Origin of the sequence: Antrihabitans auranticaus (assembly GCF_016481275.1) — a bacterium.
In the GTDB taxonomy this organism is placed as follows: domain Bacteria; phylum Actinomycetota; class Actinomycetes; order Mycobacteriales; family Mycobacteriaceae; genus Antrihabitans.
Genome location: NZ_JAEMNW010000002.1, coordinates 572,720 through 595,819, shown reverse-complemented (window position 1 = coordinate 595,819; position 23,100 = coordinate 572,720). Strand labels below are relative to the sequence as shown.

General features: G+C 62.9%; 24 protein-coding genes and 4 tRNA genes. 12 read left to right on the top strand and 16 right to left on the bottom strand.

All coding sequences use genetic code 11. The annotated features are described in order from the left end of the window. Positions 1 to 127: 127 nt before the first annotated feature. Positions 128 to 1,114 carry a beta-propeller fold lactonase family protein gene (locus JGU72_RS10745; RefSeq protein ID WP_199683905.1) on the bottom strand — a complete coding sequence of 329 codons (987 nt, stop codon included), beginning with the start codon at positions 1,112 to 1,114 and terminating at the stop codon, positions 128 to 130. A 100-nt stretch (positions 1,115 to 1,214) separates the two neighbouring features. On the opposite strand from JGU72_RS10745, the gene JGU72_RS10740 reads away from it, so the two are divergent. Beyond that, a complete protein-coding gene (locus JGU72_RS10740) occupies positions 1,215 to 1,697 on the top strand; it encodes a nuclear transport factor 2 family protein (RefSeq protein ID WP_199683904.1) in 483 nt (160 codons plus the stop codon). Positions 1,698 to 1,704: 7 nt separating this feature from the next. Here the strand turns inward: JGU72_RS10740 and glgC are convergent, their stop codons facing one another. From glgC to JGU72_RS10720, 4 genes are all read right to left on the bottom strand, one after another. Further along, complete coding sequence (gene glgC, locus JGU72_RS10735) at positions 1,705 to 2,925, bottom strand: glucose-1-phosphate adenylyltransferase (RefSeq protein ID WP_199683903.1); 1,221 nt, start codon at positions 2,923 to 2,925, stop codon at positions 1,705 to 1,707. Then, positions 2,922 to 4,094: a glycogen synthase gene (gene glgA, locus JGU72_RS10730; RefSeq protein ID WP_199683902.1), complete on the bottom strand. Its 1,173-nt coding sequence runs from the start codon at positions 4,092 to 4,094 to the stop codon at positions 2,922 to 2,924. The genes glgC and glgA overlap by 4 nt, the downstream gene beginning before the upstream one ends. Next, positions 4,091 to 5,731, bottom strand: coding sequence for a phosphoglucomutase (alpha-D-glucose-1,6-bisphosphate-dependent) (gene pgm / locus JGU72_RS10725; RefSeq protein WP_199683901.1), 1,641 nt, complete (start codon positions 5,729 to 5,731; stop codon positions 4,091 to 4,093). The genes glgA and pgm overlap by 4 nt, the downstream gene beginning before the upstream one ends. Positions 5,732 to 6,649: 918 nt before the next feature. Next, positions 6,650 to 7,411 (bottom strand): IclR family transcriptional regulator, encoded by a 762-nt coding sequence (locus JGU72_RS10720; RefSeq protein ID WP_199684559.1) that lies wholly within the window; start codon positions 7,409 to 7,411, stop codon positions 6,650 to 6,652. Between the two features lie 80 nt (positions 7,412 to 7,491). Here JGU72_RS10720 and pcaH point away from each other — a divergent pair, with 80 nt between their 5' ends. From pcaH to JGU72_RS10695, 5 genes are read left to right on the top strand one after another with little or no spacing between them, the layout of a single operon-like run. After that, complete coding sequence (gene pcaH / locus JGU72_RS10715; protein ID WP_199683900.1) at positions 7,492 to 8,271, top strand: protocatechuate 3,4-dioxygenase subunit beta; 780 nt, start codon at positions 7,492 to 7,494, stop codon at positions 8,269 to 8,271. After that, the gene (pcaG, locus tag JGU72_RS10710; RefSeq protein ID WP_199683899.1) at positions 8,264 to 8,830 is read left to right on the top strand and encodes a protocatechuate 3,4-dioxygenase subunit alpha; all 567 of its coding nucleotides are present in this window, start codon (positions 8,264 to 8,266) and stop codon (positions 8,828 to 8,830) included. The genes pcaH and pcaG overlap by 8 nt, the downstream gene beginning before the upstream one ends. A gap of 1 nt (position 8,831) precedes the next feature. Continuing rightward, positions 8,832 to 10,034 carry a lyase family protein gene (locus JGU72_RS10705; protein WP_199683898.1) on the top strand — a complete coding sequence of 401 codons (1,203 nt, stop codon included), beginning with the start codon at positions 8,832 to 8,834 and terminating at the stop codon, positions 10,032 to 10,034. Beyond that, entirely contained in the window at positions 10,031 to 10,402 is a 372-nt protein-coding gene (gene pcaC / locus JGU72_RS10700; protein ID WP_199683897.1) for a 4-carboxymuconolactone decarboxylase, read from the top strand. The genes JGU72_RS10705 and pcaC overlap by 4 nt, the downstream gene beginning before the upstream one ends. A gap of 17 nt (positions 10,403 to 10,419) precedes the next feature. Then, the gene (locus tag JGU72_RS10695) at positions 10,420 to 11,613 is read left to right on the top strand and encodes a 4-hydroxybenzoate 3-monooxygenase (RefSeq protein ID WP_199683896.1); all 1,194 of its coding nucleotides are present in this window, start codon (positions 10,420 to 10,422) and stop codon (positions 11,611 to 11,613) included. A 1-nt stretch (position 11,614) separates the two neighbouring features. Here the strand turns inward: JGU72_RS10695 and JGU72_RS10690 are convergent, their stop codons facing one another. Then, complete coding sequence (locus tag JGU72_RS10690) at positions 11,615 to 12,064, bottom strand: GAF domain-containing protein (RefSeq protein WP_233531852.1); 450 nt, start codon at positions 12,062 to 12,064, stop codon at positions 11,615 to 11,617. A gap of 148 nt (positions 12,065 to 12,212) precedes the next feature. Further along, a complete protein-coding gene (locus tag JGU72_RS10685; RefSeq protein ID WP_233531844.1) occupies positions 12,213 to 12,455 on the bottom strand; it encodes a hypothetical protein in 243 nt (80 codons plus the stop codon). Positions 12,456 to 12,789: 334 nt separating this feature from the next. On the opposite strand from JGU72_RS10685, the gene JGU72_RS10680 reads away from it, so the two are divergent. From JGU72_RS10680 to JGU72_RS10670, 3 genes are all read left to right on the top strand, one after another. Further along, positions 12,790 to 14,115 (top strand): YhgE/Pip domain-containing protein, encoded by a 1,326-nt coding sequence (locus JGU72_RS10680; protein ID WP_199683893.1) that lies wholly within the window; start codon positions 12,790 to 12,792, stop codon positions 14,113 to 14,115. A gap of 91 nt (positions 14,116 to 14,206) precedes the next feature. Next, the gene (locus tag JGU72_RS10675) at positions 14,207 to 14,731 is read left to right on the top strand and encodes a hypothetical protein (protein ID WP_199683892.1); all 525 of its coding nucleotides are present in this window, start codon (positions 14,207 to 14,209) and stop codon (positions 14,729 to 14,731) included. Next, the gene (locus JGU72_RS10670) at positions 14,728 to 15,297 is read left to right on the top strand and encodes an RDD family protein (protein ID WP_199683891.1); all 570 of its coding nucleotides are present in this window, start codon (positions 14,728 to 14,730) and stop codon (positions 15,295 to 15,297) included. The genes JGU72_RS10675 and JGU72_RS10670 overlap by 4 nt, the downstream gene beginning before the upstream one ends. Here the strand turns inward: JGU72_RS10670 and JGU72_RS10665 are convergent. From JGU72_RS10665 to JGU72_RS10640, 6 genes are all read right to left on the bottom strand, one after another. Next, positions 15,294 to 15,671: an SHOCT domain-containing protein gene (locus tag JGU72_RS10665; RefSeq protein WP_199683890.1), complete on the bottom strand. Its 378-nt coding sequence runs from the start codon at positions 15,669 to 15,671 to the stop codon at positions 15,294 to 15,296. The genes JGU72_RS10670 and JGU72_RS10665 overlap by 4 nt on opposite strands. Positions 15,672 to 15,806: 135 nt before the next feature. After that, complete coding sequence (locus JGU72_RS10660; RefSeq protein ID WP_199683889.1) at positions 15,807 to 16,199, bottom strand: hemophore-related protein; 393 nt, start codon at positions 16,197 to 16,199, stop codon at positions 15,807 to 15,809. A 142-nt stretch (positions 16,200 to 16,341) separates the two neighbouring features. Beyond that, positions 16,342 to 17,208: an Rv0361 family membrane protein gene (locus JGU72_RS10655; RefSeq protein ID WP_199683888.1), complete on the bottom strand. Its 867-nt coding sequence runs from the start codon at positions 17,206 to 17,208 to the stop codon at positions 16,342 to 16,344. A gap of 46 nt (positions 17,209 to 17,254) precedes the next feature. After that, positions 17,255 to 18,706 carry a neutral zinc metallopeptidase gene (locus JGU72_RS10650; protein ID WP_199683887.1) on the bottom strand — a complete coding sequence of 484 codons (1,452 nt, stop codon included), beginning with the start codon at positions 18,704 to 18,706 and terminating at the stop codon, positions 17,255 to 17,257. Further along, positions 18,703 to 19,542, bottom strand: coding sequence for an Rv0361 family membrane protein (locus JGU72_RS10645; RefSeq protein WP_199683885.1), 840 nt, complete (start codon positions 19,540 to 19,542; stop codon positions 18,703 to 18,705). The genes JGU72_RS10650 and JGU72_RS10645 overlap by 4 nt, the downstream gene beginning before the upstream one ends. Before the next feature lie 199 nt (positions 19,543 to 19,741). Continuing rightward, positions 19,742 to 19,816 (bottom strand) — tRNA-Val (locus JGU72_RS10640). Positions 19,817 to 20,026: 210 nt separating this feature from the next. Here JGU72_RS10640 and JGU72_RS10635 point away from each other — a divergent pair. The 3 genes from JGU72_RS10635 (at position 20,027) to JGU72_RS10625 (ending at position 20,271) form a co-directional block, all read left to right on the top strand. Further along, positions 20,027 to 20,099 (top strand) — tRNA-Gly (locus tag JGU72_RS10635). Positions 20,100 to 20,124: 25 nt separating this feature from the next. After that, a tRNA-Cys gene (locus tag JGU72_RS10630) sits at positions 20,125 to 20,195 on the top strand. A gap of 1 nt (position 20,196) precedes the next feature. After that, positions 20,197 to 20,271: transfer RNA gene (locus tag JGU72_RS10625), tRNA-Val, on the top strand. A gap of 47 nt (positions 20,272 to 20,318) precedes the next feature. On the opposite strand, the gene JGU72_RS10620 is transcribed toward JGU72_RS10625, so the two are convergent. From JGU72_RS10620 to JGU72_RS10610, 3 genes are all read right to left on the bottom strand, one after another. Then, positions 20,319 to 20,996, bottom strand: a complete 678-nt coding sequence (locus tag JGU72_RS10620) for a DNA alkylation repair protein (RefSeq protein ID WP_199683883.1) — start codon at positions 20,994 to 20,996, stop codon at positions 20,319 to 20,321. A gap of 187 nt (positions 20,997 to 21,183) precedes the next feature. After that, positions 21,184 to 22,161, bottom strand: a complete 978-nt coding sequence (locus tag JGU72_RS10615) for a carbon-nitrogen hydrolase family protein (protein WP_199683881.1) — start codon at positions 22,159 to 22,161, stop codon at positions 21,184 to 21,186. 322 nt (positions 22,162 to 22,483) lie between these two features. Next, positions 22,484 to 22,894, bottom strand: coding sequence for a hypothetical protein (locus JGU72_RS10610; protein ID WP_199683879.1), 411 nt, complete (start codon positions 22,892 to 22,894; stop codon positions 22,484 to 22,486). Positions 22,895 to 23,100 lie beyond the last annotated feature (206 nt).

Genomic DNA, 23,100 nt, shown 5'->3' with positions numbered 1-23,100 from the left:
ATGTCCGTTTCGAGTTTCTCGCGCACCGCGTGCCTTCTTCCCTGTCCGAGCTCGAGCGTAGCTCCAACACGCGCATGGTCGGGCGAGACGGACGCCGGGCGGCGCCACCGATATCTGCCCGGTCTGACTACCGCTCGAGGATGGATACCGAGTTGTCGGTGTGGTTGACGACGTAGGCCTTGTGGGTGGCCGAGTCGACCGCCACGAACTGCGGCCCGTCGCCGACGTGAACGGTATCGACAACCGCCTGTGACTGAGTGTCGATGATCGCCAACGTGCTGGCTCCATAGTTCGTCACGAGGGCGGTATGAGCTGCCGGATCGACAGTCGCGGCGACCGGTTGATCGCCCGCTTCGATGGTCTGCAGGACGGTGAATCGCTCGGTGTCGAGCACAGAGATCGTTCCGTCGTTCGCGTTCGGGACATACCCTGTCCGCGTCGCCGGATCGATCGCCACATCGCGCGGACTGCGGCCGACCGCGATCGTCTGGATCACCTCCCGCTTCGCCGGATCGATCACCGAGACCGAACTGTCCGCGCCCGCGTTTGCCACGAACACGAAATGACTTGTCGGATCGACGCCCATCTTGCTCGGCTGGTCTCCGACCGGGATCGTTGCCGTCACGGCGTTCGTTTCGGTGTCGATCACCGACACCGAATTGCCGGCGACGTTCGCCACATAGAGCGTATGGGTGTCGGCATCCACTTCGGCACCTTCCGGATCCTTGCCGACACCGATTGTGGCGGTGACACTCTTGTCGACGAGATCGACCACCGAGACCGTGCCGTCGGCCTTGCTCGTGACGTAGGCGGTTTGTGTCGCCGGGTTCACCGCGACGCCGCTCGGCTTCGTGCCGACGTCGATCTTCGACACGTGTGATTCGCCGTCGATCACCGACAGCGAATTGTCGCCGCTGTTGGTGATATACGCGGTGTGCGTGGACTCGTCGACCGTCACGTCCTCGAGCGGTCCGACGCCGACATCGAGAGTTGCTGTGACACGCGGCGGTTCGAGACGCGCGCCCCCGGCGCCAGGGTCACCACCCGAGTCGTTGCACCCCCCGGCGAAAACGGCGATACCTGCAGCGACGAAGGTACACACGATCTTGTTCACAACAACATTCTGTTGGGGAATCTCCCTCCGCCACAAGGGCCGCATGTGTCACTGTCTACGAGTCGGGTGCAGCGCAGCAACACGTCGGAGTGGAGACGGCATGAACGTAGGTGCGAAACGCAAAGCAGGCAGCCTCGCCGCAATCGCGGTGATGGTGACGGTCGGACTCAGCGGATGCAGTAGTGACGACGAGGATTCGTCGTCCTCGAGTTCGGCGACGACAGCCGAGGCCGGCAACCAAACCGAAGCGGTCCTTGCCGTCGAAGCCCAGTGGCTGAAGGCCATCACGGACGGCGACAAGCCGACGATCGAATCGATCCTGGCTCCCGAGTTCAGGCACACCAACTCCGACGGCAAGCTCCTCGACCGTGCCGCGGAGATGGAAACCATTGTGCCCGTGACTTTTACGATGAACCCCACCGAGCAGAACGTGACCGTAGTCGGAGACACCGCCGTGATCCACGGCGTCAACACCATCGTCGACGGCGGAAATGTGCTTGCGCGCGAACGCTTTACCGACGTGTTCGTCAAGCAGGACGGAAAGTGGCTCGCGCTTGCAGCGCAGGAGACCAACTACCCGTAGGCGCCGATCATTTGACAGCGCTTGCGCCTTTGCCGAGCACGACGATGCCGTTATCGCTCACGTGGTAACGGCTTCGGTCTCGTGCGAGGTCGACGCCGATGTGCGCACCGGGCGGTACTTCCACATTCTTGTCGAGAATCGCCCGCCGAACGACCGCGCCCTTCCCCACGCGAACCCGGTCCGCGAGAATCGAATCCTGCACCACCGCACCTTGTTCGAGGATTACGCCCGGTGAGAGCACAGAGTTGACGACCTGAGCGCCGGACACGATGCAGCCCGCACTGACCATCGATTCCTGTGCCGCACCACCGGCGACGAACTTCGCCGGCGGACGCTGTGAGGGAAGTGCGAAGATCGGCCACTCCTCGTTGTAGAGATTGAAGACGGGATACGGCGAAATCAGGTCCCGGTGGGCGTCGTAATACGCGTCGATCGTACCGACGTCGCGCCAGTAGCCGTGGTCTCGTTCCGTCTCGCCGGGAACGACATTCGTGTTGAAGTCGTATACGGCAGCTTCCCCGCGCCCCACCAGCTGCGGCACGATGTTGGAGCCCATGTCGTGCTTGGAGCCCTTGTCCGCGGCGTCCTGCGCGAGCGCATCTTTGAGCGCCTCGGTGGAGAAAACGTAGTTGCCCATCGACACGAAGGACTCGTCGGGGGCATCGGGCAACCCCGGCGGGTCGGCGGGCTTCTCGAGGAACTCGGTGATCTTCTTGCCGTCATCGGTGTGAATGACCCCGAACGCCGAAGCCTGATCGCGCGGCACCCGAATTCCTGCGACGGTCACGCCGGCGCCGGATTCGACGTGCTGATCGATCATCTGGGCGGGATCCATCCGGTACACGTTGTCCGCGCCGAAGACCGCGACGATGTCGGGCGCCTCGTCCTGAATCAGGTTCATGCTCTGATAGATCGCGTCAGCACTACCGAGGTACCAGTGCGGACCACGGCGCTGCTGGGCAGGCACCGGAGTGACGAAACCGCCCGTCAGCGAGGCGAGCCGCCACGCCGTCGAGATGTGTTTGTCGAGCGAGTGCGACTTGTACTGCGTGAGTACGGCAATTCGGTGAATGCCGCCGTTGACGAGGTTGGACAGAACGAAGTCGATCATCCTGTGCCCGCCACCGAAAGGCACGGCGGGCTTTGCCCGATCGAGGGTCAGTGGCATGAGCCGCTTACCCTCGCCACCCGCCAATACGATTCCGAGTACCCGAGGCCGTTTGGTCATCGCCGCTCCCCCGCTCTTTCGTAGATGGCGACGGTCCGCGCTGCTATCGCGTCCCATCCGTATTCCTCGATCGCGCGTCTGCGACCGGCGCGACCCATCCCTGCTGCACGCTCGGGATCGTCGAGCAACTTGTTCACTTCTTCGGTGAATCCCGCTTCGAAGACCCGCGGTTCATTGCTGTTGTAGGGCACGAGCAGTCCCGTCGAACCGTTGATCACCACATCGGGAATGCCACCGACCTCGCTTGCGACGACGGCGGTCTCGCACGCCATTGCTTCGAGGTTGACGATGCCCTGTGGCTCGTACACCGACGGACAGGCGAACACCGTCGAGCCGGAGAGCAGCTGAATGACCTCCTGTTGCGGCAGCATCTGCGGAATCCAGTGCACACCATCGCGATTGGCCTGGAGTTCGGTGACGAGAGAGGTGAACTCCGCCTTCAGCTCCGGGGTGTCCGGCTCCCCCGCGCACAGCACGAGTTGTGCCTCGGGTCGGAATCCTGCAGCCGCGCGCACCAGATGTTGAACACCCTTCTGCCTGGTCACGCGGCCGACGAAGAGAACAGTCGGACGGTCCGGGTCCAGGCCGTGCTTGGCCCACGCGGAACGGTCGTCGGTCGGCTGGTAGAGGTCCGAGTCGATGCCGTTCGGAATGACGGTCACGCGGTCCGGATTGACCTCGGGGTAGAGCCGAACGATGTCGGAGCGCATCGCGTGGCTGACGGCGATGATCGCATCGGCATTGTCGATGGCGGTTTTCTCCGCCCAGCACGACAGTGCGTAGCCACCGCCGAGTTGTTCGACCTTCCACGGCCGCAACGGTTCCAGGGAATGAGTCGTGACCACGTGCGGAATGTCGTAGAGCAGTTTGGCGATGTGGCCGGCGAGATTCGCGTACCACGTGTGGCTGTGCACGAGTTCGCGGTCGGCGACGGCAGCAGCCATCGACAGGTCGACCGACAACGTCGCCAACGCGGGATTAGCGTCCTTAGTCGCCGTTGCCGGTGAGTGGCCTTGCGCCGGAGCGAGATCCGAGATCCGGTCCGCACCCCACGCATGCACGGCGAGATCGACGAGCGGCCGCAACTCACGTGACAGGAAGTCGACGTGCACGCCGGCGCCCCCGTAAACGTCCGGCGGATACTCCCGAGTGAGCAGGCCTACCTTCACTTCTCACCACCCAATGCCGTCGCGACCACATCCTGAGCTTCCGCCTGAATCCGGCTCAGATGTTGCGGACCGCGAAAACTCTCCGCATAAATTTTGAAAGCGTTCTCCGTTCCGGACGGTCGCGCAGCAAACCAGCCCGAGTCGGTCGTCACCTTGACACCGCCCAGGGCTTCCTTGTTACCCGGTGCGGCCGTCAGGCGCGCGGTGATCGGTTCGCCGGCCAACTCGGTCGCGGCAACGTCGGCACCGGTCAATCGGCCGAGTCGTGCCTTGTCCTCCCTGGTCGAGGCCACGTCGATCCGCGCGTACGCGGGAGTGCCGAACTTCTCGGTCAGCCTCCCGTAGTAACGCGAAGGACTGTCACCGGTAACCGCTTGAATCTCCGACGCGAGCAAGGCCAGGATGATGCCGTCCTTGTCGGTCGTCCAGACCCGTCCGTCCGAGCGCAGATACGACGCGCCCGCACTCTCCTCGCCACCGAAGCCCAGCTCGCCACTGATCAAGCCGGGGACGAACCATTTGAATCCCACCGGGACCTCCAATAGTTGCCGACCGAGATCGGCGGCGACGCGATCGATCATCGAGGAGCTGACCATAGTCTTGCCGACGGCCGCGGCGGGCGACCAGCCAGGCCTGTGGCGGTAGAGATAGTCGATTGCGACAGAAAGGAAATGATTGGGATTCATCAGGCCGTGATCGGCGGTCACGATGCCGTGCCTGTCCGCGTCGGCGTCGTTTCCCGTCGAGATGGCGAACTCCGATTTTCGTTCGACGAGCGACGCCATCGCATACGGCGACGAACAGTCCATCCGGATCTTGCCGTCCCAATCCAGGGTCATGAAACCGAACTGCGGATCGACGTTCTGGTTCACGACGGTCATATCGAGGTTGTGCCGGTCCGCGATGACGGACCAGTAGGCGACGGACGCGCCACCCATCGGGTCTGCCCCGATTCGAACTCCCGCGCCGCGGATCGCGTCGAAGTCGATCATGGCCGGAAGGTCGTCGACATAGTGGCCGGTGAAGTCGTAACCGTGGGTCTGCGCTCTGTCGAAAGCGATCCGCCCGACGCCGGACAGCTTCGCCGTGAGGAGCTCGTTCGCCCGGTCGGCAATCCACGTTGTCGCCCCGACGTTCGCGGGACCGCCGTCGGGTCCGTTGTACTTGAAACCGCCGTCGCGCGGTGGATTGTGCGACGGCGTGACGACAACACCGTCGGCCTGCGGCCCCGAACCGCGCGCGGCGTTGGCTCGGATGATGGCGTGCGATACCGCGGGCGTCGGCGTGAAGCCGCCGGAATCGTCGACGAGGATCGTGACGTCGTTTGCAGCGAATACTTCTATCGCCGTGCGCCACGCAGGTTCGGACAGGGCGTGGGTGTCGCGGCCGATGAACAGTGGCCCGCTGATGCCCTGACCTGCCCGATACTCGCAGATCGCCTGGCTGGTCGCCGCGATGTGGTCGTCGTTGAAGGTTGTGTCGAGCGACGAGCCACGATGCCCGGAAGTGCCGAAGGCCACCCGCTGCTCGATCACCGACGGGTCGGGGTGACCCGCGTAGTACGCGGCGAGCAGGGCGTCGATGTCGACGAGATCCCCGGCCTGTGCGGGAGTGCCTGCTCGCGGATTGGTGGGCATCGACGGCCACCTTTCGAATCGGCCGCACGAGGGCGGCGGTTGACTGCGCGTGGCGTCCTGCTGGTGTAGCGACGAACGTGTACCCATTTGAGCGAAAGCTGAACGCTGGTTGCATGCGCGCACTAGGAAATTGCGCCGACTATTGTTGTGACTCGAATCACAGTATGGCTGACATCGGCACCTGACAAGTGTTCGGCACCGCAATTTCGGGCATCGGGCACACAATCTGTCGAATTAACGAAATGCCAAGCAGCCGTTGATGTCACGACATGTGGCTATGTGGCCGGTTTACTTTCTTTCTGCCCGGTTCGCTGCCGAGAATTCGGGCGGCGTATCCATGGACAGATTTCGGACGTGGGCGCTCGCGACACGCGTGGCACAACTTTCGCAGAGGGCATTGGCGGGGACGTCCGGCTCTGCTTCACCGGCAGCATCCGGTGAAGCAGAGCGGATCAACACTTCACACCGATCACATCGAACGACCCACACTCGGGCACCCGACGGATCGGTCCACAACTCGAGCACGTACAGCCACCTCTTCCCACCATTGATGGTAGAGAAATTGGCTGCGCCCTGTGCGCGCTTAGCGAGTCCCTGGACTCGCCGACCGCGCACGGGCTTCGCGGTGAATGGATTTGTACGCGACGTACCTTCGGGTAACCGAAGTCGTCGAGGACCTCGCGAGCAATCGTTGTCGCGGTTCGCAAGGTAGGGCGCGGCCACCTGCCACAGTCGATCGTGCTCTTCATCGAGTGCCCAGATGCCGATGTCCGGCGACGCGGATGGCAGGCGGTCAGCGATCGATCCGCCGTACTCGTTACGGTCCGGACGCAGTCGGGGAAGCATTCCGTCATTGCAACGCGTCGGCCGGGCACGGGCCAAGCGTCGGCTTCCACTCAGCGGAAGCTATTTCGGCGACTACCGTTCCAGCGGACCGAGGCTCCTGGAAATGCCCTGCGCGGCAACCTGAAGGGCGGCGGTGAGCCGCGGCCTGTCGCGTCCGAGCTTCGGAATGACGATGCCCAGCGCCGCGACGACGTCCGTGCCGGCGCGGGTGATCGGCACCGCGACAGAGCAGGCGCCCAATGTCATTTCCTCCACCGTCGTCGCGTAGCCCTCTCTTCTGACCTTTGCGAGCTGGTCGGCGAGGCGCTTCGGCTGTGTAACGGTGTACGGGGTTATTCGGGTGAGCGACGACATCGCCCGCGCCGCAACGTCGGGAGGCGCATACGCGAGCAATACCTTTCCGACGCCGGTCGAATGCATCGGCAACTTACTGCCGACCTTGCTGACCACCGGCACGGAGGCGTGCCCGGACAGGCGGTCGATGTAGAGCACTTCGTCCCCCTCGCGTACGGCCAGGTGAACGGTCGCAAGCGTCGCGGCGTAGATGTCGTGCAGGAACGGCGACGCGATCTGGCGCAGGCCGGTCTGGACCGGTGCCAACAACCCGAGGTTCCAGATCATCCGTCCGATCGCGTAGTCGCCGTTGTCGCGTCGGATCAGCGCGCCGCCAGCGACCAGCTCGTTGACCTGGCGATATGCGGTAGGAACAGGGATTTCGGCACGCTGCGCGAGTTCGGTCAGGCTCAGCACCCGATGGCGCTCGTCGAAAGCGCCGAGAAGCGCGAGCGCACGCGAGATCACCGATGCGCCCGGTTGGGACGTATTTCCGGCCATCAATTCACTCGATTCAGAAGCTTTCACTCAGTGAAAGTCTAGCCTGGCGTGACAGCGCCCACATTCGTACGGTTCCAGTCATGACCGCTCCACCGATAGCGCAGACCGCGCCACTTTCGTCCCAATCCGATATCGATGCGGAAATCGCGTTCGCGCACGCTCGTGCCGCAGCGGCCGAGACTCAGCCGCAGCTCGCCTTCCCCGCCTACCGGAGCTCGGTGCTTCGCCACCCGACAAAGGACCTGCGCCACGCCGACCCCGAAGGCGCCGAGTTGTTTGCGCCGGTGTTCGGGCACACCGACATCGATCCACTCGAAGCCGACCTCACGGTCCAGCACGGCGGCGAGCCCATCGGCGAGCGCATCCGGGTTTCCGGGCGCGTTCTCGACGGGGACGGCCGCCCGGTGCGTAACCAACTGGTCGAGATCTGGCAGGCAAACGCGGCGGGCCGCTACATCCACAAACGCGATCAGCACCCGGCGCCGATCGATCCGAACTTCACCGGAGTCGGCCGTTGCCTCACCGACAGCAACGGCGGGTATTCGTTCGTCACGATCAAGCCGGGGCCGTACCCCTGGCGCAACCACCGCAATGCGTGGCGCCCCGCACACATTCACTTCTCGCTCTTCGGCACGGATTTCACCCAGCGCATGATCACCCAGATGTACTTTCCGTCCGATCCGCTGTTTGCCCTGGATCCGATCTACCAGGCGATCACCGATCAGAACGCGCGTGACCGGCTCGTCGCGAAGTACGCGCACGACGTGTCCGAGCACGAATGGCTGCTCGGCTACCGCTGGGACATCGTGCTGACCGGAAGCCACCGCACCGCAATGGAAAGCGAGGACGACGATGAATGACCTCGTCGCGACACCAGGCCAGACAATCGGCCCGTTCTATGGTTACGCACTGCCCTACGAGCGCGACAACGAGCTCGTGCTGCCGTCGCACCCGAAGGCAATTCGACTGCACGGCACCGTATTCGACGGCGAGGGTCAGCCCGTTCCGGATGCTCTGCTCGAGATTCGGCAAGCCGGACCGGATGGCCGGGTTCCGGAGGTCGCCGGATCACTGCGGCGCGACGGCACAGCCTTCACCGGATGGGGAAGAACATCGGTCGACTCCGCCGGCGAGTATTCGTTCACGACGATCGAGCCGGGTCCGGCGCGAGACGGCGCGGCACCGTTCTTCTCCGTAGTGATCTTCGCGCGCGGGCTTCTGAATCGCCTGTTCACTCGTGCGTACGTACCGAGCGACGACGCTGCCCTAGCGTCGGATCCCCTACTTGCCGAACTCGATTCGGACCGCCGCAACGGTCTTGTCGCCGTGCGCACGAAAAACGGCAACCTACGCTTCGACATCCACCTGCAGGGCGACGACGAGACGGTGTTTCTCACCTACCCACGGCACGAGCGCTGACATGAACCTGCTCACCCCGGGAAGCCACAGGGCTGGGTCGCTAGTCGACGACGAGGCCGTGGTCACCGCGCTGCTTCGGGTCGAAGTTGCCTGGGCCGTCGCACTTTCGGAGGTCGGTGCCGCAACCGCGGCCCAGTCGGAGGCGATCGCCAAGGCCGTCGTCGATTGGCGCCCCGACCTCGCCGCGCTCATCACCGAAACGGAAGCGGCAGGTAACCCCGTGGTGCCGCTGGTGCGGGCGTTGCGGTCGGCCGTCGCCGACCCAGCGGCTCGCGCACTGGTACACCGCGGGCTCACGAGCCAGGACGTTCTCGATACGGCGTTGATTCTTGTCGCCCGAGATGCGTTGCGACGCATCCGAACAGACCTCGTAACGACGGCGCAGACCCTCGGACACCTGGCTCGCGAACACGGCGACTCCGTCATGCCCGGCCGGACGTTGACGCAATACGCCGTTCCCATCACATTCGGACTGAAGGCCGCACAGTGGCTGGCGGGGGTGCTCGACGCGCTCGAACTGGCGACCGACAGCCTGACCGGACTGCCTGTCCAGTGCGGTGGTGCTGCCGGAACTCTCGCGCTGACAAACGAGCTGACCGACGACCCCTCGGCCGCGGTCGCGGCGTTCGCGCGGGCCTTGGAACTCGCCGATCCCGGAGTGCCCTGGCACACGACCCGCACCGCGGTCACCCGACTCGGCCACGCACTGGTGACGGTGTGTGACGCACTCGGCGTCATCGCAGCCGACGTCTTGGTGCTGTCCCGTCCCGAGATCGCGGAGGTTCGGGAGGGTGCTGTCGAGGGCCGAGGCGGTTCGTCGACGATGCCGCACAAGCGAAATCCCGTTCTGTCGGTCCTGATGCGCAGCGCCGCATTGCAAGCGCCGCTGCTCGGCGCACAGTTGCACCTTGCAGCCGCGCAGGCAGTGGACGAAAGGCCGGACGGAGCATGGCATTCCGAATGGAATGCACTCCGCACGTTGCTCGAACTGACCGTAACAGCCGCCGCCCAATCGGCAGAGCTGATCGCAGGACTCGAAGTCGACGTCGACGCCATGGCACACCACGTCGCTGAAGCCGCGGACGACCTACTCGCCGAACGAGGTTCGGGGGGCGAGCCGTCGACCTACCTCGGCTCGGCCGGCGCGTTCACCGATCGTGTTCTCGACAGGCTCACCGCAACCCTGGAGAAGGAATCACGATGACCGACACGTACGGCGCCGGCATGAAGACCCGGCGCGAAGTACTCGGCGACGCACACGTCGACAGAGCAGATGCTGCAAAGACCGCGTTCACGAACGACTTCCAGTCCTTCATCACGCGATATGCGTGGGGCGAGATCTGGACCCGGCCCGGACTGGATCGGCGCACTCGAAGTGCGATCACCCTCACCGCGCTGCTCGCGCAAGGGCATTGGTCGGAGTTCGAGATGCACGTTCGCGCTGCCCGCCGCAACGGCATGACCGCCGACGAGATCGGCGAAGTCATCCTGCAGAGCGCAATCTACTGCGGCGTGCCTGCCGCCAACCACGGATTCTCCATCGCCGCAGCTGTTCTCGCTGACGTCGACTGACACAAAGGACCAGCGTCATGGCTCGACCCACGATCACCCGCACGACAGTCGGCATAGTCGGCGCCGGCCCAGCCGGTCTGATGCTCTCGCACCTGCTCGCCCTGTCGGGCATCGAATCGGTCGCGATCGACCGCCGCACGCGTCGGGAGATCGAGGAAACCCATCGCGCCGGCATTCTCGAGCGCGACAGCGTGCGAATGCTCGTCGACAGCGGCGTCTCGAACCGCGTGCTCACCGACGGCCACGAGCACAAGGGAATCGACCTGCGTTTCGACGGCGTCAGTCATCGCATCGATTTCCAGGGCCTGGTCGGCGCTTCCACCTGGCTCTACCCGCAGACCGACGTCTTCATCGACCTGGCTACCGCGCGCGAACGCGACGGCGGCGACGTCCGGTTCGGGGTCAGCGATACGACGGTTGTCGATGTCACCGGTTCCCAGCCCGGCATTCGATTCACCGACGCGGCCGGCCAGGCGCAGGAGATTCGCTGCGAATACCTCATCGGAGCGGATGGCTCGCACAGTGTGTGCCGGAAGGAAATCCCGCAAGCCCAGCGGCGCCAATTTTTCCGCGAATACCCGTTCGCGTGGTTCGGGATCCTCGCGCAGGCTCCGATGAGTGCGCCCGAACTGATCTACACACGGTCCGACCGGGGGTTTGCGCTCATCAGTCAGCGCACGGAGTCGGTGCAGCGGATGTACTTCCAATGCGCCTCGACAGAGAACGTCGACGATTGGTCCGACGAGCAGATTTGGGACGAGCTGCAGTCGCGGCTCGCCGGCGATGACGGCTTCGCCCTGAAAGAAGGCGCGATCATGGAGAAGACCGTTCTCCCGTTCCGCAGCTTCGTCCAGGAGCCGATGCGTTACGGCAATATGTTGCTCGCGGGCGACGCGGCACACACCGTCCCGCCGACCGGCGCGAAGGGCTTGAATCTCGCACTGGCAGATGTCCGCGTGCTGACCGAGGTACTGGAACGGGCGGTCCTCAAGAACGACACCGACGCGCTGGACCAGTACACGCCACGCGCGCTCGATCGAGTGTGGAAGGCCCAGCACTTCTCCTACTGGATGACGACCATGCTGCACGCCGACGCCGATGCCAGTCCGTTCGACATTCAGCGGCAACTCGGCGAACTCCGGTCCGTCGTCGGCTCGGAAGCAGGCTCGCGCTACCTCGCGGAGGCGTACACGGGTTGGCCCACGGCCTGAATCACCGTGATCGCCACAGTCGGCGCGTGTGGTTCAAGACGTCGGTGTGGTGAATCTCCTGGAAGTTGCGACCTCCGCGCGCGAACGTCGCCACGACGGCGGATGGCACAGCCGGCTCGGGCAGTGCATCCGCGACCCAGCTACACGGTCGAACGTGAACGAGATCGACGCGCAGGGCAGGCGCGCTGTCGTCGTAGCGCCACGGTCCGTCGATGCGGCCGAGGAAGTACCAGCCATCCGACTTCGTCCACACGAACGATCCGTCCGGAAGACGAGCGAATCGCTCCAGTCGGCGAGCGGTTCGCTCGTCGTACTTCTCGGACATCGCGCTGAGCGCCTCCTCGAGGTCCGGCGGAGCATCGTCCAGCTGTCCGCCGGATCCGCAGATTTCCACCTTTCTCGCATAGTCGAAAGTGTCCTCTGGGACGACGTCGGGACGCCTGGATCGCATCGGCAATCTGTACACGCCGATGCCATTGTGACGACCATTCCTACTCTCGCTCATCTGTTGGGTTTCCACGCGAGCGCGACGCCTACACACAATGTCGCAACTACTTCTGCGTAGGCGCCGCGAATCGTGCCCGCAATCCGGCAACACGTCAGTGATTGTTGCCGTGATCCTCGTGGTGGTCGCGATCGCGGCGACGGTCACGGCGATCACGGTCGTCACGGTCGATCCGGTTGGTCGGGCAGATGTCGTACCACTGGTAGTTGAAGTAGCAGCCCGAGCTCTGTGCGACGTCCGAACCACCATGCACCGGGGATGCATTGGCTGCCGGCGCCGCGAGGACGGCACCGCCGATGCCTGCTGCGAGCGCCAAGGTCATTCCGATCTTCTTCATTCCGAACATTCAATTTCCCTTTCCAGGTTGGCTTTTCGTTGCTGAAACCATTGTTCGGCCTGGACGTGGAACCGTCCGTCTCGTCGCCGACACTCCGAATGTGTTCGTGCCGACACTTCGCACGCGGCGAATCGACGCGGGCGCAACACAGCGGAAGCACCCTGTTCCGAAAATTGTTACCGTGGCTACCCTTCGAAACGCCTACCCAGACGGGCCGGCTCGATAGGATGACCGCACTCACCGAGTTTGTCGGCGAACGGAATTGGCAAATTCTCGAGGAGTGTTGTCACGTTGAGTCGTCGATTCGCGGTGCGCCACGCTCCGCGGTGATGGGATGGTCGTGAGCACTAGCGAAACCTCTATTGCAGCCGAAGAGAACGTTCTGCGTTCGCCGAAATTCTGGCTGGCTCCGGTAATCCTGGTCGGCATCGTGATGGGGCTGCTCGCCTGGCTGTACATGGGCGGGATCCTCAATCCACAAGACAACGTCCGTAACTTCCCGATCGCAGTCGTGAACGAAGACACCGGTGCGACGCTCCCGGCGCCGGGTTCACCGACTCCGCAGAACGAGAACCTCGGCGAGCAGATCAGCACGGCCCTGCTCGACAAGGTGCCCAAATCCGAGGTCAAACTCGAGTCGATGGATTGGGCAACTGCACAGACGAAGATGAGCGACGGGAAGATCTACGGCGCTATCGTCATACCGGCCAACTTCACTACCGCAACACTGGAACTCGCCAAGGCCGCCGCCGAAGGCACCACCATCACGCGGCCGACGATCACCGTCTACACAAATCCGCGAGCAGGCGGCATCCCGGTAGCGCTCGTCGAAGGCATCACGCAACCCGCGCTCGAGATCGCCAACACGAATCTCGCCAAGCAGCTCACCACCATGACGAGCGAGCAACTGGCAAGCGCTGGGGCACCGCCACTTTCAGGCCCGGCCAGTTATGTATTGGCGCAGCCGATCTCGGTGTCCACGGTGCAATTCGAGCCGCTGCCCGCCGGCACAGGATTCGGGCTTTCCGCGTTCTATTACGCGCTGTTGCTTATTCTGGCGGGCTTCACGGGCGCAACCATCATCAACTCGCTCGTCGACGGTCTGCTCGGCTTCTCGCCGTCGGAGATCGGTCCGAAGTACACGAGTCGCGCCCGAACGGGACTGTCTCGCTTCCAGACTTTGCTGGTCAAATGGGGCTGCATTGTCCTCATGGCGACCGCGATATCCGGACTCTACATCGGCGTGTGTTCCGCACTGGGGATGTCGATACCGCACGCGTTCGCGCTGTATCTGTATGGCGTTCTCACGATCTCCGCGGTCGGCATCTCGGCAATGTCGGTGATGGCGGCATTCGGAGGCATCGGAATGTTGATCAACCTCATCTTCTTCGTAATTCTCGATCTGCCGTCGTCGGGCGGAACAATTCCGCTCGAGGCGGCGCCGCGAATCTACAGCTGGTTGGCGTATTTCGAGCCGATGCGCCAAGTTTTCCTCGGTGTCAGCTCGATCATCTACTTCGACGCACGGTCGGCGGCCGGCCTCGGCAGGGCACTCGTGATGACTGTTGTCGGGCTCCTGCTCGGCGTCGTCCTGGGGCTGATCGTGACCAGGTACTACGACCGTAAGGGCCTCACTCGCGCGGCCGCTGCTACCGACTGAACGTAGACATCGATTGGGCGATGCCGACTGTGCCGGTGCGGCGCTACTCTGATCTCGCGGCGAGTGACACCCAAAGCCCTGGAGGTGAGTCGTGTCGAATCCCACCGACGACACGCACGCGCGCGGTGATGCGCTCACATACCTGATCGATGCGCCGCTCGGAATCGCAGTCGGCGCTGCACGAATCGCGGGCCGCGCGACAGATGCCTCAGTCGCTTTCGTGCGACCGATCGTCGGTGTCGCTTTGCGACCGCCGCTACTCCCCCGGCGATTGTGGCCGCAAACCGCCATCGAAAAGTTGGCGGATCGGGGGGCCGTCGCGCGCCACGACCTCGAGCGCAAGGTGTCCGACCTGGCCGACGCGCTTGTGCCTGATGCCGTCTCGGCGCTCCTGGAACGCACCGACCTCGCGGGCATTGCACACAAGGTCATCGACGACATCGACTTGCCGCTGATCATCAGGGAATCCAGCAGCACCGTTGCGTCGGAATCCGTCATAGGTGTTCGGCTGCAGGGCATCTATGCCGACGACAAAGTCGGCCGAGTCGTAGATCGGCTTCTGCTCCGACGAAACGGACGCAACACGGTCGCAATCACGGAGATCCCGCGACCATGACGGGCTTCTTGCCGCCGCCCGGAATTCCCGCTTCGGCGCAGACCCATCACGGCCGGAGAGCGGGCGTGGTCACTCGGGTGGCCGCTGCGTCGATCGACCTGCTCGTCGTGCTCGTCGTCATCGGAGGAATCTACGGCGGCATCGCGGCATCGTCGTTTCTGATCGATCCAAGCTCGTTCCACTGGCCCGAACGCCTCGGCCGCAGCGCTCCGTTTCTCGGATTCGTCATCCTCACCACGTATCTCACGTTTTGCTGGTCTACGACCGGCCGAACGTATGGCAACGCGCTGCTCGGTCTGCGAGTGGTCGACTCGAAGGGCAGAAAACTACATTTCTTTCGCTCGCTGGTGCGTGCTGTGCTCTACTCGGCCCTCCCGATCGGGCTACTCTGGGTTGCCATCAGCCGGACCAACCGTTCGATTCAGGACCTCATGACACGAACGTGTGTGATCTACGACTGGCGGTCGAACAGAACAACCGACGCGGTCGACCACGGTTCCGTGGTTTCCGACTCGAAGAGCAAGAACGCCAACGACATTCGCGCGTTCGAGCGCCGAATACTCTAGGCCAGCGCTTTGGCCTTGAGGGTTGCAAATTCTGCTTCCGTGATAGCGCCCTGATCGAGTAGCTCCTTGGCTTCCGTGATTTGCGCGGCCGCGGACTTGCCTGCCACCTGCCTGATATAGGCCTCTTGCCGCTCGACTGCATTCGCCACTGCAGCATGCTGGCGTTCCGCCATCCCGCTGCCCTTGACGACCATGTACACAAGTGCGGTGATGAACGGGAAAAGGATCAGGCAGAAAATCCACACGGCCTTCATCCCACCCGACGAACTGCGGTCCCGGAAGAGATCGCCGATGATCGAGAACATGACCATCAAATAGGCGATAAAGAAGAAGCCGACAATGATGACCCACAGGAAGTCCAAGAACGAATCCATCGCGCACCACTCCATCTCGGGTCATAACCTTCTGATGGGCAGATCCTATCGCTCGAACTCCGCAGATTCAGAGTCGAAAGTCCTTTGTATTGCCGATGATCGGTCCGGGCGCCTCCCGGGCTTCAGCAGGTCCAATCAGTAGCTGTGGCAGGTATCGGCAACCTGCTGAACGATCGCGGCGGCCTGAGCGCCGTCAGCACTGTTCGACAGCCGTTCCGCACGCGCTGCGAGGTCGGGGTTGTTGGCGAAGTACGCGTCGACAGCAGCCTGCCGCTGATCGACGGGCAAGTTGTAGAGGGACTGCAACTGCGCCTTCTGTTCCGGCATTCCGTCCAGCTGCGCCGCAATCTGAGGCGCCTGAACGTGCAGCGCGGCATCCACCTGACCGAAGCTACATGTCGAGTACAACAACGGCGCGAACGTGTCCGTCGGTGCCGCAGAGGCGGTACCGGGAGCCATCAGCAACGCTGCGCCCGCGACAGCACCGAACAACGTTGTCTTAATCGGGGTCGTTTTTATCGGGTTCATACTTCCAACGTACGACCGATCGCAGAGTTGGCAAGGTCCCCGGGCGGTGGGAAGGCGGCTAATGGGCCGCAGTTTCCTGCCCCGAACTGCGAAAACAGCACAGCGGAGGAAACTCGCAAAAGGGACGCATCGACTGGACTGCCTAGCCTTCGACGACCTGAATCTTGCAGGGCTTCCACAACGACAGTTCGCGATTGACGGTCCACAGCACGACCGTCGACCCGCTCGCTGTCTTCTCCGTCAAAGTCACTTTTGCCGATTCGCCGACGAACTGAATGTCATCGATGGATTCGATCGTCGCGACGTTCTGGGGATCGACCATCTCTGCCCATTCCTCCGGTGAGAGCGAGAGCAAGGCCGATTGCAACTCGACGCACACTGCGAAGACGACGTCTCGCTGCTTTCCTTCGTTTGCCACTTCGTAGTACTGATCAAGCGCTGCTCGGACCTCGGCTTTGTCGTCCGCCAGTTGCATCTTTTGCCGAGTCTCCTCATCGGGCTCGGGGAACTTGCAGACTTGCCATCGATCGTCGGTATTGCGCAGGCCGATCGTGAAGCGTTCGGTTCCGATTTCGTCGCCGGCGCCGCCCGAACGACGCCCCGTGAACGTCACCGTCGCACGGTCACCGGAGATATTCGGCTCGTCGTAACTTTCGACGACGAACCGACCTTCTTCGGTTACCGCGAGCTTTTCGCGGGCGGCGAATTGCGGTGCTGTGATCTCCCGGTAGCGAATGTCGACAACCTGTTGGCACACAACACTTTTGGTCTTGTCGAGGTCACCGTCCTGCACGAAAGTGTAGAAATCATCGACAGTTTCGCGAATCGCGCTGTCTGCGCTCGGCCTGTCGTCGCTCGAGCCGACCAGCAGCGCTCCCACAATCGCAACTGCCAGAATCACAACGACGACGGTGGCGAGTATCGCCAGCACTTTGCGGCGCCCGACGCGCACAGCGGCCGTCGGGTCCGCGGGTGTCCCGGTGGGTTCTGGACCATTCGGCTGAGTCATCAGGTTCCCTGCCTCGTGTGAGTCTGCGCATCACGCCCCGAGCGAATCAGGCGTATCGCGTGTCGCATTCGGTTATGTCGCCGAGTACTCCGGTGCGCAGCGCCTCCACTCGCGCGAACCCGCTGGGCGCCGTCTCACTTTCGACATCGCTCGCCACCAAGCCGTCGGTCAGCAGGCCGTTCACGGCTTCGTCCAGATCGCCCGCGGCCAGCGTGACGTCGCCAGTTCCGAGTGCGAGATAACCGGTCCACGCACCGGCGTTGCACGTTGCCCGCAGTGCCGCCTGAGGACCGGTCAGCGGTACGTCTCGTTCGTTCATGGCAGCGAGCGCGTACCTGGACGCCAGGAGAATGTACGCGTTGAAGTCGCCGGCATCCGGTCCGCTGAGTTCCCCGACGCGTTTCTTGCCCTGCTTCGCACGCTCGGCAAGTTCTTCGACATCGATCGTCATGGTGTTGGTCGCCGGGCAGTATGCGACGGGTTTCGCCAGTGTTGCACCGTCACATTCCGCAGCCTGTGCCGAATACTCCACCTCCGGCATTTCCTGCAACGTGAAAAACTCTTGCAGGAGCGCGATGTTCGCCTCGACAGACTCTTCTGTCACCGAGACATCGCCGGAAACCGTATCTGTGGTCGAAAATTGGGGTAGATCGCCACGACGCGCACGGATTTCGTCTTCGGTGATTCGCGTGCACGCAACGGCACCGTCCGTGAACCCCGCCTGGGTCGCCGAGACACGCTCGAAGGCACTGCCGTGCTGGCCCCGTTCGCCGTATGCCGACGTCTCCGCGTCATAAACCGGATCGCGAATAGCCTCGATCGTCGCCAAAGCGTTGTTGAGCCCGTCGGAGGTGTTCATCGTGAAATGTTCGGCACTGCCCTCGGCGATATGCCGCAAGAAAGCGCCCGCGAAACAGTCTGCCTGCTGCTCGCGCACAATCGTCGGCGTCGTGACGTTCACGATGCCCGACGCGAACTGGACAGCGTGGCCGTACTCATGGGCGAGCACGACGATCGGTGCGATCGGGCCATACGCGTCGATCAAGTCGGGCATGAGACCGCCGCGGTCCCAACCGATACCGCCCGAACGGCAAAAGGCCGCGTTGTAATATCCGCTGCCGGAGGTACCGCAGAACGACGCGGTGCTCGACTGGGTCGAGTCCCAGGACGTGAACTTCTCGACAGGAACGAACGGCTCGTGAAAGACAGCCGAGTACTCGTCGCGCCAGTAGTCCTCGACGTCGGCGATTGCGTTTACGACGAGCCGATCGACCTCGTCGTCCGATAGGTTCTCGACAGGGCGCTCCGCGTCCGCAACGCCCTCCCGCGACCCCGTCGGCCCGTCCGTTACGGGCAGGCCCGCAACGCTGAATGCTTCGTTGTTGTCGGCGGTCGGTTCGGCCGCCTCGTTGTCCGAACATCCGCCCAACGCCAACGCCAACGCGAGAGCCGACGCCAGACTTGCCGCCGCAGTGCCAGTGAAGCGTCGGCCGCTCATCGCTCGGTCTTCGTGGTCGATGCCAGCAGTCCTGGGCTGCACACCAGCCAAGTCCCATTGTTCTCCAGCGCGTACACCAGCGAGAACAACTCGTCGGCCGTCTCGGCGGTCACATGGACCTTTGCCGTATCGCCGTTCACCACCGTGTCGTCGAAGGAAACCAGATTCTCGCCGAGGTCGGCCGCCAGTTCCGCGACCGTGTAGTTCTGAGTGCGAATGATTCGCTCGAGAGTCGCGCACGACGCGGCACCGACGTCCGACACCGAGCCGGAGGCAATGCCGGCGTAGAAAGCTTCGACGGCGTCCTGCACATCGGACTTCGCCGCTGCGAGTTCACGTCTACGCATCGTCGCGGCATCGTCCTGCGGTTCCGAGCAGACTTTCCACGCGCCGTCCTCGACGACTAGGCCTGCAGTCTTCCGCTCCTCGTCGATCGATTCGCTTTGCTCACGCAGGCCTTCTCTGTGTCCAGTCACGGTGACTTCCGCGGTGTCGCCGTTCACGGTGACGGTGTCGTACCAGTCGACGACATAGAGACCCGCGACGTCCACGGCATCTCGTGCGGACGACTCGAACTCGGGACCCGACGTCTCCGCGTAGCCCTTCTCGAAGGTGTCGGCGCACACGACCGACTTGAACCTGTCCAGGTCACCGCTCTGCACGCTTTCGATCCAGGTGTCGAATGCCGCCCGGACGTCGCCTTCGCTGCTCGAACCGTCGGATTCGGTTGTGTCGGAACTACAGCCGATCGCGAGGCTCGAGACAATCGGAGCGATCGCAACGATCGTTCCCCAGCGCGACACTTTGCGATTTGCCCACCCGGCCCCAGTGCGCATGATGCCTCCAACAGTCCCGGCGTGAATCAGCACGGGAGCGCGGCATGACTGGCGTCGCCCATCGACGACATCCGTCGGAAGAATGGTGCCACACGGTCCGCGCGCACAGCAGTGACGACTGCTCCGAAGAAATGCGGAGAAAATTGTCTGAAATGACCCGACTTGCCCGGTCTGGGGCGGGATGATCTGCGGAAATTGCTGGTGGTCCCGGCTGGGTTCGAACCAGCGACCTTCCGCGTGTGAAGCGGACGCTCTTCCACTGAGCCACGGGACCGGACGGGTGAAGATGCCCCCACCGGACGAGGAGGAACTTTAACACGAGCCACTCAGGCCTACCGAATCCCCACTCCCCCTTCGTGTGCCCCATTCGAGGCTGTACGGGAGGAATTGGCGCGTATGCAGCGGATTTGTGACTTCTGTGGTCTGTGGGCTAATGTTTCCTCTCGCACCCCGGAGGCGGAAAAAGGCAGCCGGGGACGCAAATGCGGATGTGGCGCAGCTGGTAGCGCACAACCTTGCCAAGGTTGGGGTCGCGGGTTCGAATCCCGTCATCCGCTCGAGGTTGGACTCGACCTTAAGTTCGGTGGAGTGGCCGAGTGGTGAGGCAACGGCCTGCAAAGCCGTGCACACGGGTTCGATTCCCGTCTCCACCTCGCGCGATTAGCTCAGCGGGAGAGCGCTTCCCTGACACGGAAGAGGTCACTGGTTCAATCCCAGTATCGCGCACCAGAGTTCGAGAAAGCACCCCCTCGGGGGTGCTTTTCTTGTTCGCGCACCTATGCTCGGCGGCGGACGATTTCGTTGATCCAGATCGGCGCGAACGGTGACGTGCAACCGGGTGGCGTCGGGTAATCCTTGAGAACTTCGAGACTTTCACCGATGCCGATCGCGCGGGCTCGGTACTCGGCGTGGTGAATACCGATCGTCGCGAGGCATTCGTTCATTGCCCACTGGAGACGTTCTGGAGCGTCCTTCATGTGCGCCTCGACCAGGTCGAGCAGTCCTGGTAGGTCCAGTCCGTCGGGTGACTTCGCGACGCGTTCGGTGGTCAGCACCCACCCCGCGCTGGCCACGACGGGGTCGGAGTCGGCAAACCAGGCGCTGCGAAGTTCTTCGGCATGTGGGCTCTTCTTCACGACGTAGCTGACGAGCCAGCCGTGCACCTTCGGGACGCGCGCATCACGCAGCATGGCGTCCAACTCCGACGTGACAAACGCCTTCGGGCGGCAGATCAGTATCGCGACGAGGCGGGCGGCAGTGTCGCCAGTCCCCCACAGCTCACCGGCGAGGTCGTGTTGGGTTTTGAGCTTCTTGGCTACTGCGCGCAGTTTGGTGAGATTCACTGCGTGGTCGTCTCCGTGGCGCTCGTTCACCGCAAGGATCTTCGGATCTTCCAAGGCAGCCAATTCCGCCAGCACATCGCTGACAGTCGCCTGTGCTACCGAAGTCGCCACACCGGTCTCCTCTACGTGTCCATTCGCCCCTTCTTGTTCGAGTATCTCGCGGACTCGCACCGGGCGCCGGTCAGCGTGCGGTGCGGAAGAACGGCGTGATTCCCGTTCTCGCGCAGGCCTGTCGCGCAAGTCGGCGCGCTAACAACTCATGTGTGAAGCGACATGGGCCGACCGCGAACTCGGTGGATCACACCGTCTTGGGCGCTTCGTAGTGACTTGGGTGGCGATTGACTTCGAGCGTGAACACATCGGGACGGTTGTAGTGGCCCGCGAAGTCTTGCAGCAGCTTCATTTTGACCCAGACGTCCAGGTCCATATCCGCGTAGATGATTCCCTCGACACCAGCACCCAACTGGCCGGCGATGACTTCCGATCCCGGCGATACAATTACCGCCCCGCCATCGGTTATGCCGGCCGTCAAGTCAGCCTCGGGGTTTCCCGCCAAACCCGCGAGTTCCTTGTAGAACGGTCGATCGATCACACCGCACGCGCTGATGACGAATGCCTTCGACAACAACGCGAAATGCCTTGCTGTCAGGAGTGAAATGTCAGCCAACGGAGGCGCTCCCTCGGCCGACATTATGAAATGTGGGGGCCAACTCATGGCATGGACCCGAGGGCCACGTGACACCACATCGAAACCGGCCAGGGGGTTGGAGTTCTCCGAGCATGCCAATGCGCTCAGCGGGCCGAACGGGGTGTCGATCACTGTCAGGGTGTCACCCCAGCCACCCCAGTGGACCATTCGTTCGTAGCCCGTCGGCGTCAGCTTCTGATGCTTACCAAGGAGCCTGCCATCTGGGCCGAAGAACAACTGAGTGTTGAACAACGAACCAGAGTTCGTCTGCGAACGCTCACACACTCCGATAACTACGTAGCAGTCGGCATTTCGCGCCGCTTCACTGAGCTTGGCCGTTTCGGGCCCAGGCACGTCGATCGAATTATTGAACAACCGCACATTGAGGTCGGTCAGCTCCGGAGACACGGGCGGTAAGAATTGGAACCAACTCGGATAAGCGGGAATGAAACACTCGGAAAACACCACAACGTCAGCAGAATTGCGACCGGCTTCTCGAATCAGTTCACACGCTTTGTCCGTGGTCGCTGCCGGATCGAGCGTGACCGACGATGCCTGCACTGCCGCTCCACGGACAATTTGAGTCATTGCGCGCTCCTGGACGAAACGGATGAGTCCTTTACCGCATAGCTTCGCACGCAGGCCGCACCGTGGTTGCGGATTCGCACCACAAAACACGCTTCCACCAAGACTTTCGGCGCCTATCTGGGTGCCGCGTTCGTATCGGTCACCGTCCAGTGCTGATCAACGTCTTGATTCCGTTGTCGCGCAAGCAGTCCTCCAGGTCGCCGCAACGAGGACGTTCCGCACGGTCGCGATCAAGGACACCTACGCGCCCTCAGTGGGCGTCCGGACAGTCCGGCAACCGGCCTCGTGAGGCGGGGAGTCGGGGCTAGTCGTCTTTCTTGCTCTAATCGTCCTTGCTGGAGTCGTCCTTCTTGCTCGAATCGTCTTTGCTCGAATCGTCCTTGGCGGAGTCGTCGCTACTGGAGTCGTCTTTGGCGGACTCGTCGGCACTGGTTTCCCCCTTGCCGGACTCGTCGGCGTTCGACTCGTCCTTGCCCGACTTGTCATCGCTGGATTCGTCCTTCGAGTTCTTTCGAGTCTCCTCGACGATGTCGTCGGCCACGTCACTGTCCAGCTTCAGACCAGACTTGTCCTCGTACTGCTTCTGAACCTTCTCGGCAGCGTCTTCGGCGTCGCCGCCCTTCGGAACGTCCAGCGTCTGTTTTACGGGGTCGTTATCCTTCGAGTCCTCGTCGGACTTTTCGAGCTGGTCGTCCAGATCTTTGGTCGCGTCGGGGCTCAGTTCGTACTTCACGGGATCTCCTCTGTATCGGCTGTCGCCGACGAGTACCCGCTGGTGCATGCTCGCGAAACCGACGGGCCCCGTCGAGCGGCCATCGAGTGCATAGTTTTGTTGGCCGAATCTACGAGATCTGCCAGTAAAACTGTGCACTCGGTAATTCCCGCAGAGTTGAGGAGAATTCCGGCGATGCGGTACAACCTAGGCATGCGTACGACCCA

Bases quoted from the DNA above. Each gene is read 5' to 3' on its own strand.
- JGU72_RS10740 (WP_199683904.1), top strand. From the start codon at position 1,215: ATGAACGTAGGTGCGAAACGCAAAGCAGGCAGCCTCGCCGCAATCGCG.
- glgC (WP_199683903.1), bottom strand. From the start codon at position 2,925: ATGACCAAACGGCCTCGGGTACTCGGAATCGTATTGGCGGGTGGCGAG.
- pgm (WP_199683901.1), bottom strand. From the start codon at position 5,731: ATGCCCACCAATCCGCGAGCAGGCACTCCCGCACAGGCCGGGGATCTC.
- JGU72_RS10720 (WP_199684559.1), bottom strand. From the start codon at position 7,411: ATGGCCGGAAATACGTCCCAACCGGGCGCATCGGTGATCTCGCGTGCG.
- pcaH (WP_199683900.1), top strand. From the start codon at position 7,492: ATGACCGCTCCACCGATAGCGCAGACCGCGCCACTTTCGTCCCAATCC.
- pcaG (WP_199683899.1), top strand. From the start codon at position 8,264: ATGAATGACCTCGTCGCGACACCAGGCCAGACAATCGGCCCGTTCTAT.
- JGU72_RS10705 (WP_199683898.1), top strand. From the start codon at position 8,832: ATGAACCTGCTCACCCCGGGAAGCCACAGGGCTGGGTCGCTAGTCGAC.
- pcaC (WP_199683897.1), top strand. From the start codon at position 10,031: ATGACCGACACGTACGGCGCCGGCATGAAGACCCGGCGCGAAGTACTC.
- JGU72_RS10695 (WP_199683896.1), top strand. From the start codon at position 10,420: ATGGCTCGACCCACGATCACCCGCACGACAGTCGGCATAGTCGGCGCC.
- JGU72_RS10690 (WP_233531852.1), bottom strand. From the start codon at position 12,064: ATGCGATCCAGGCGTCCCGACGTCGTCCCAGAGGACACTTTCGACTAT.
- JGU72_RS10685 (WP_233531844.1), bottom strand. From the start codon at position 12,455: ATGAAGAAGATCGGAATGACCTTGGCGCTCGCAGCAGGCATCGGCGGT.
- JGU72_RS10680 (WP_199683893.1), top strand. From the start codon at position 12,790: ATGGTCGTGAGCACTAGCGAAACCTCTATTGCAGCCGAAGAGAACGTT.
- JGU72_RS10670 (WP_199683891.1), top strand. From the start codon at position 14,728: ATGACGGGCTTCTTGCCGCCGCCCGGAATTCCCGCTTCGGCGCAGACC.
- JGU72_RS10665 (WP_199683890.1), bottom strand. From the start codon at position 15,671: ATGGATTCGTTCTTGGACTTCCTGTGGGTCATCATTGTCGGCTTCTTC.
- JGU72_RS10660 (WP_199683889.1), bottom strand. From the start codon at position 16,199: ATGAACCCGATAAAAACGACCCCGATTAAGACAACGTTGTTCGGTGCT.
- JGU72_RS10655 (WP_199683888.1), bottom strand. From the start codon at position 17,208: ATGACTCAGCCGAATGGTCCAGAACCCACCGGGACACCCGCGGACCCG.
- JGU72_RS10650 (WP_199683887.1), bottom strand. From the start codon at position 18,706: ATGAGCGGCCGACGCTTCACTGGCACTGCGGCGGCAAGTCTGGCGTCG.
- JGU72_RS10645 (WP_199683885.1), bottom strand. From the start codon at position 19,542: ATGCGCACTGGGGCCGGGTGGGCAAATCGCAAAGTGTCGCGCTGGGGA.
- JGU72_RS10615 (WP_199683881.1), bottom strand. From the start codon at position 22,161: ATGACTCAAATTGTCCGTGGAGCGGCAGTGCAGGCATCGTCGGTCACG.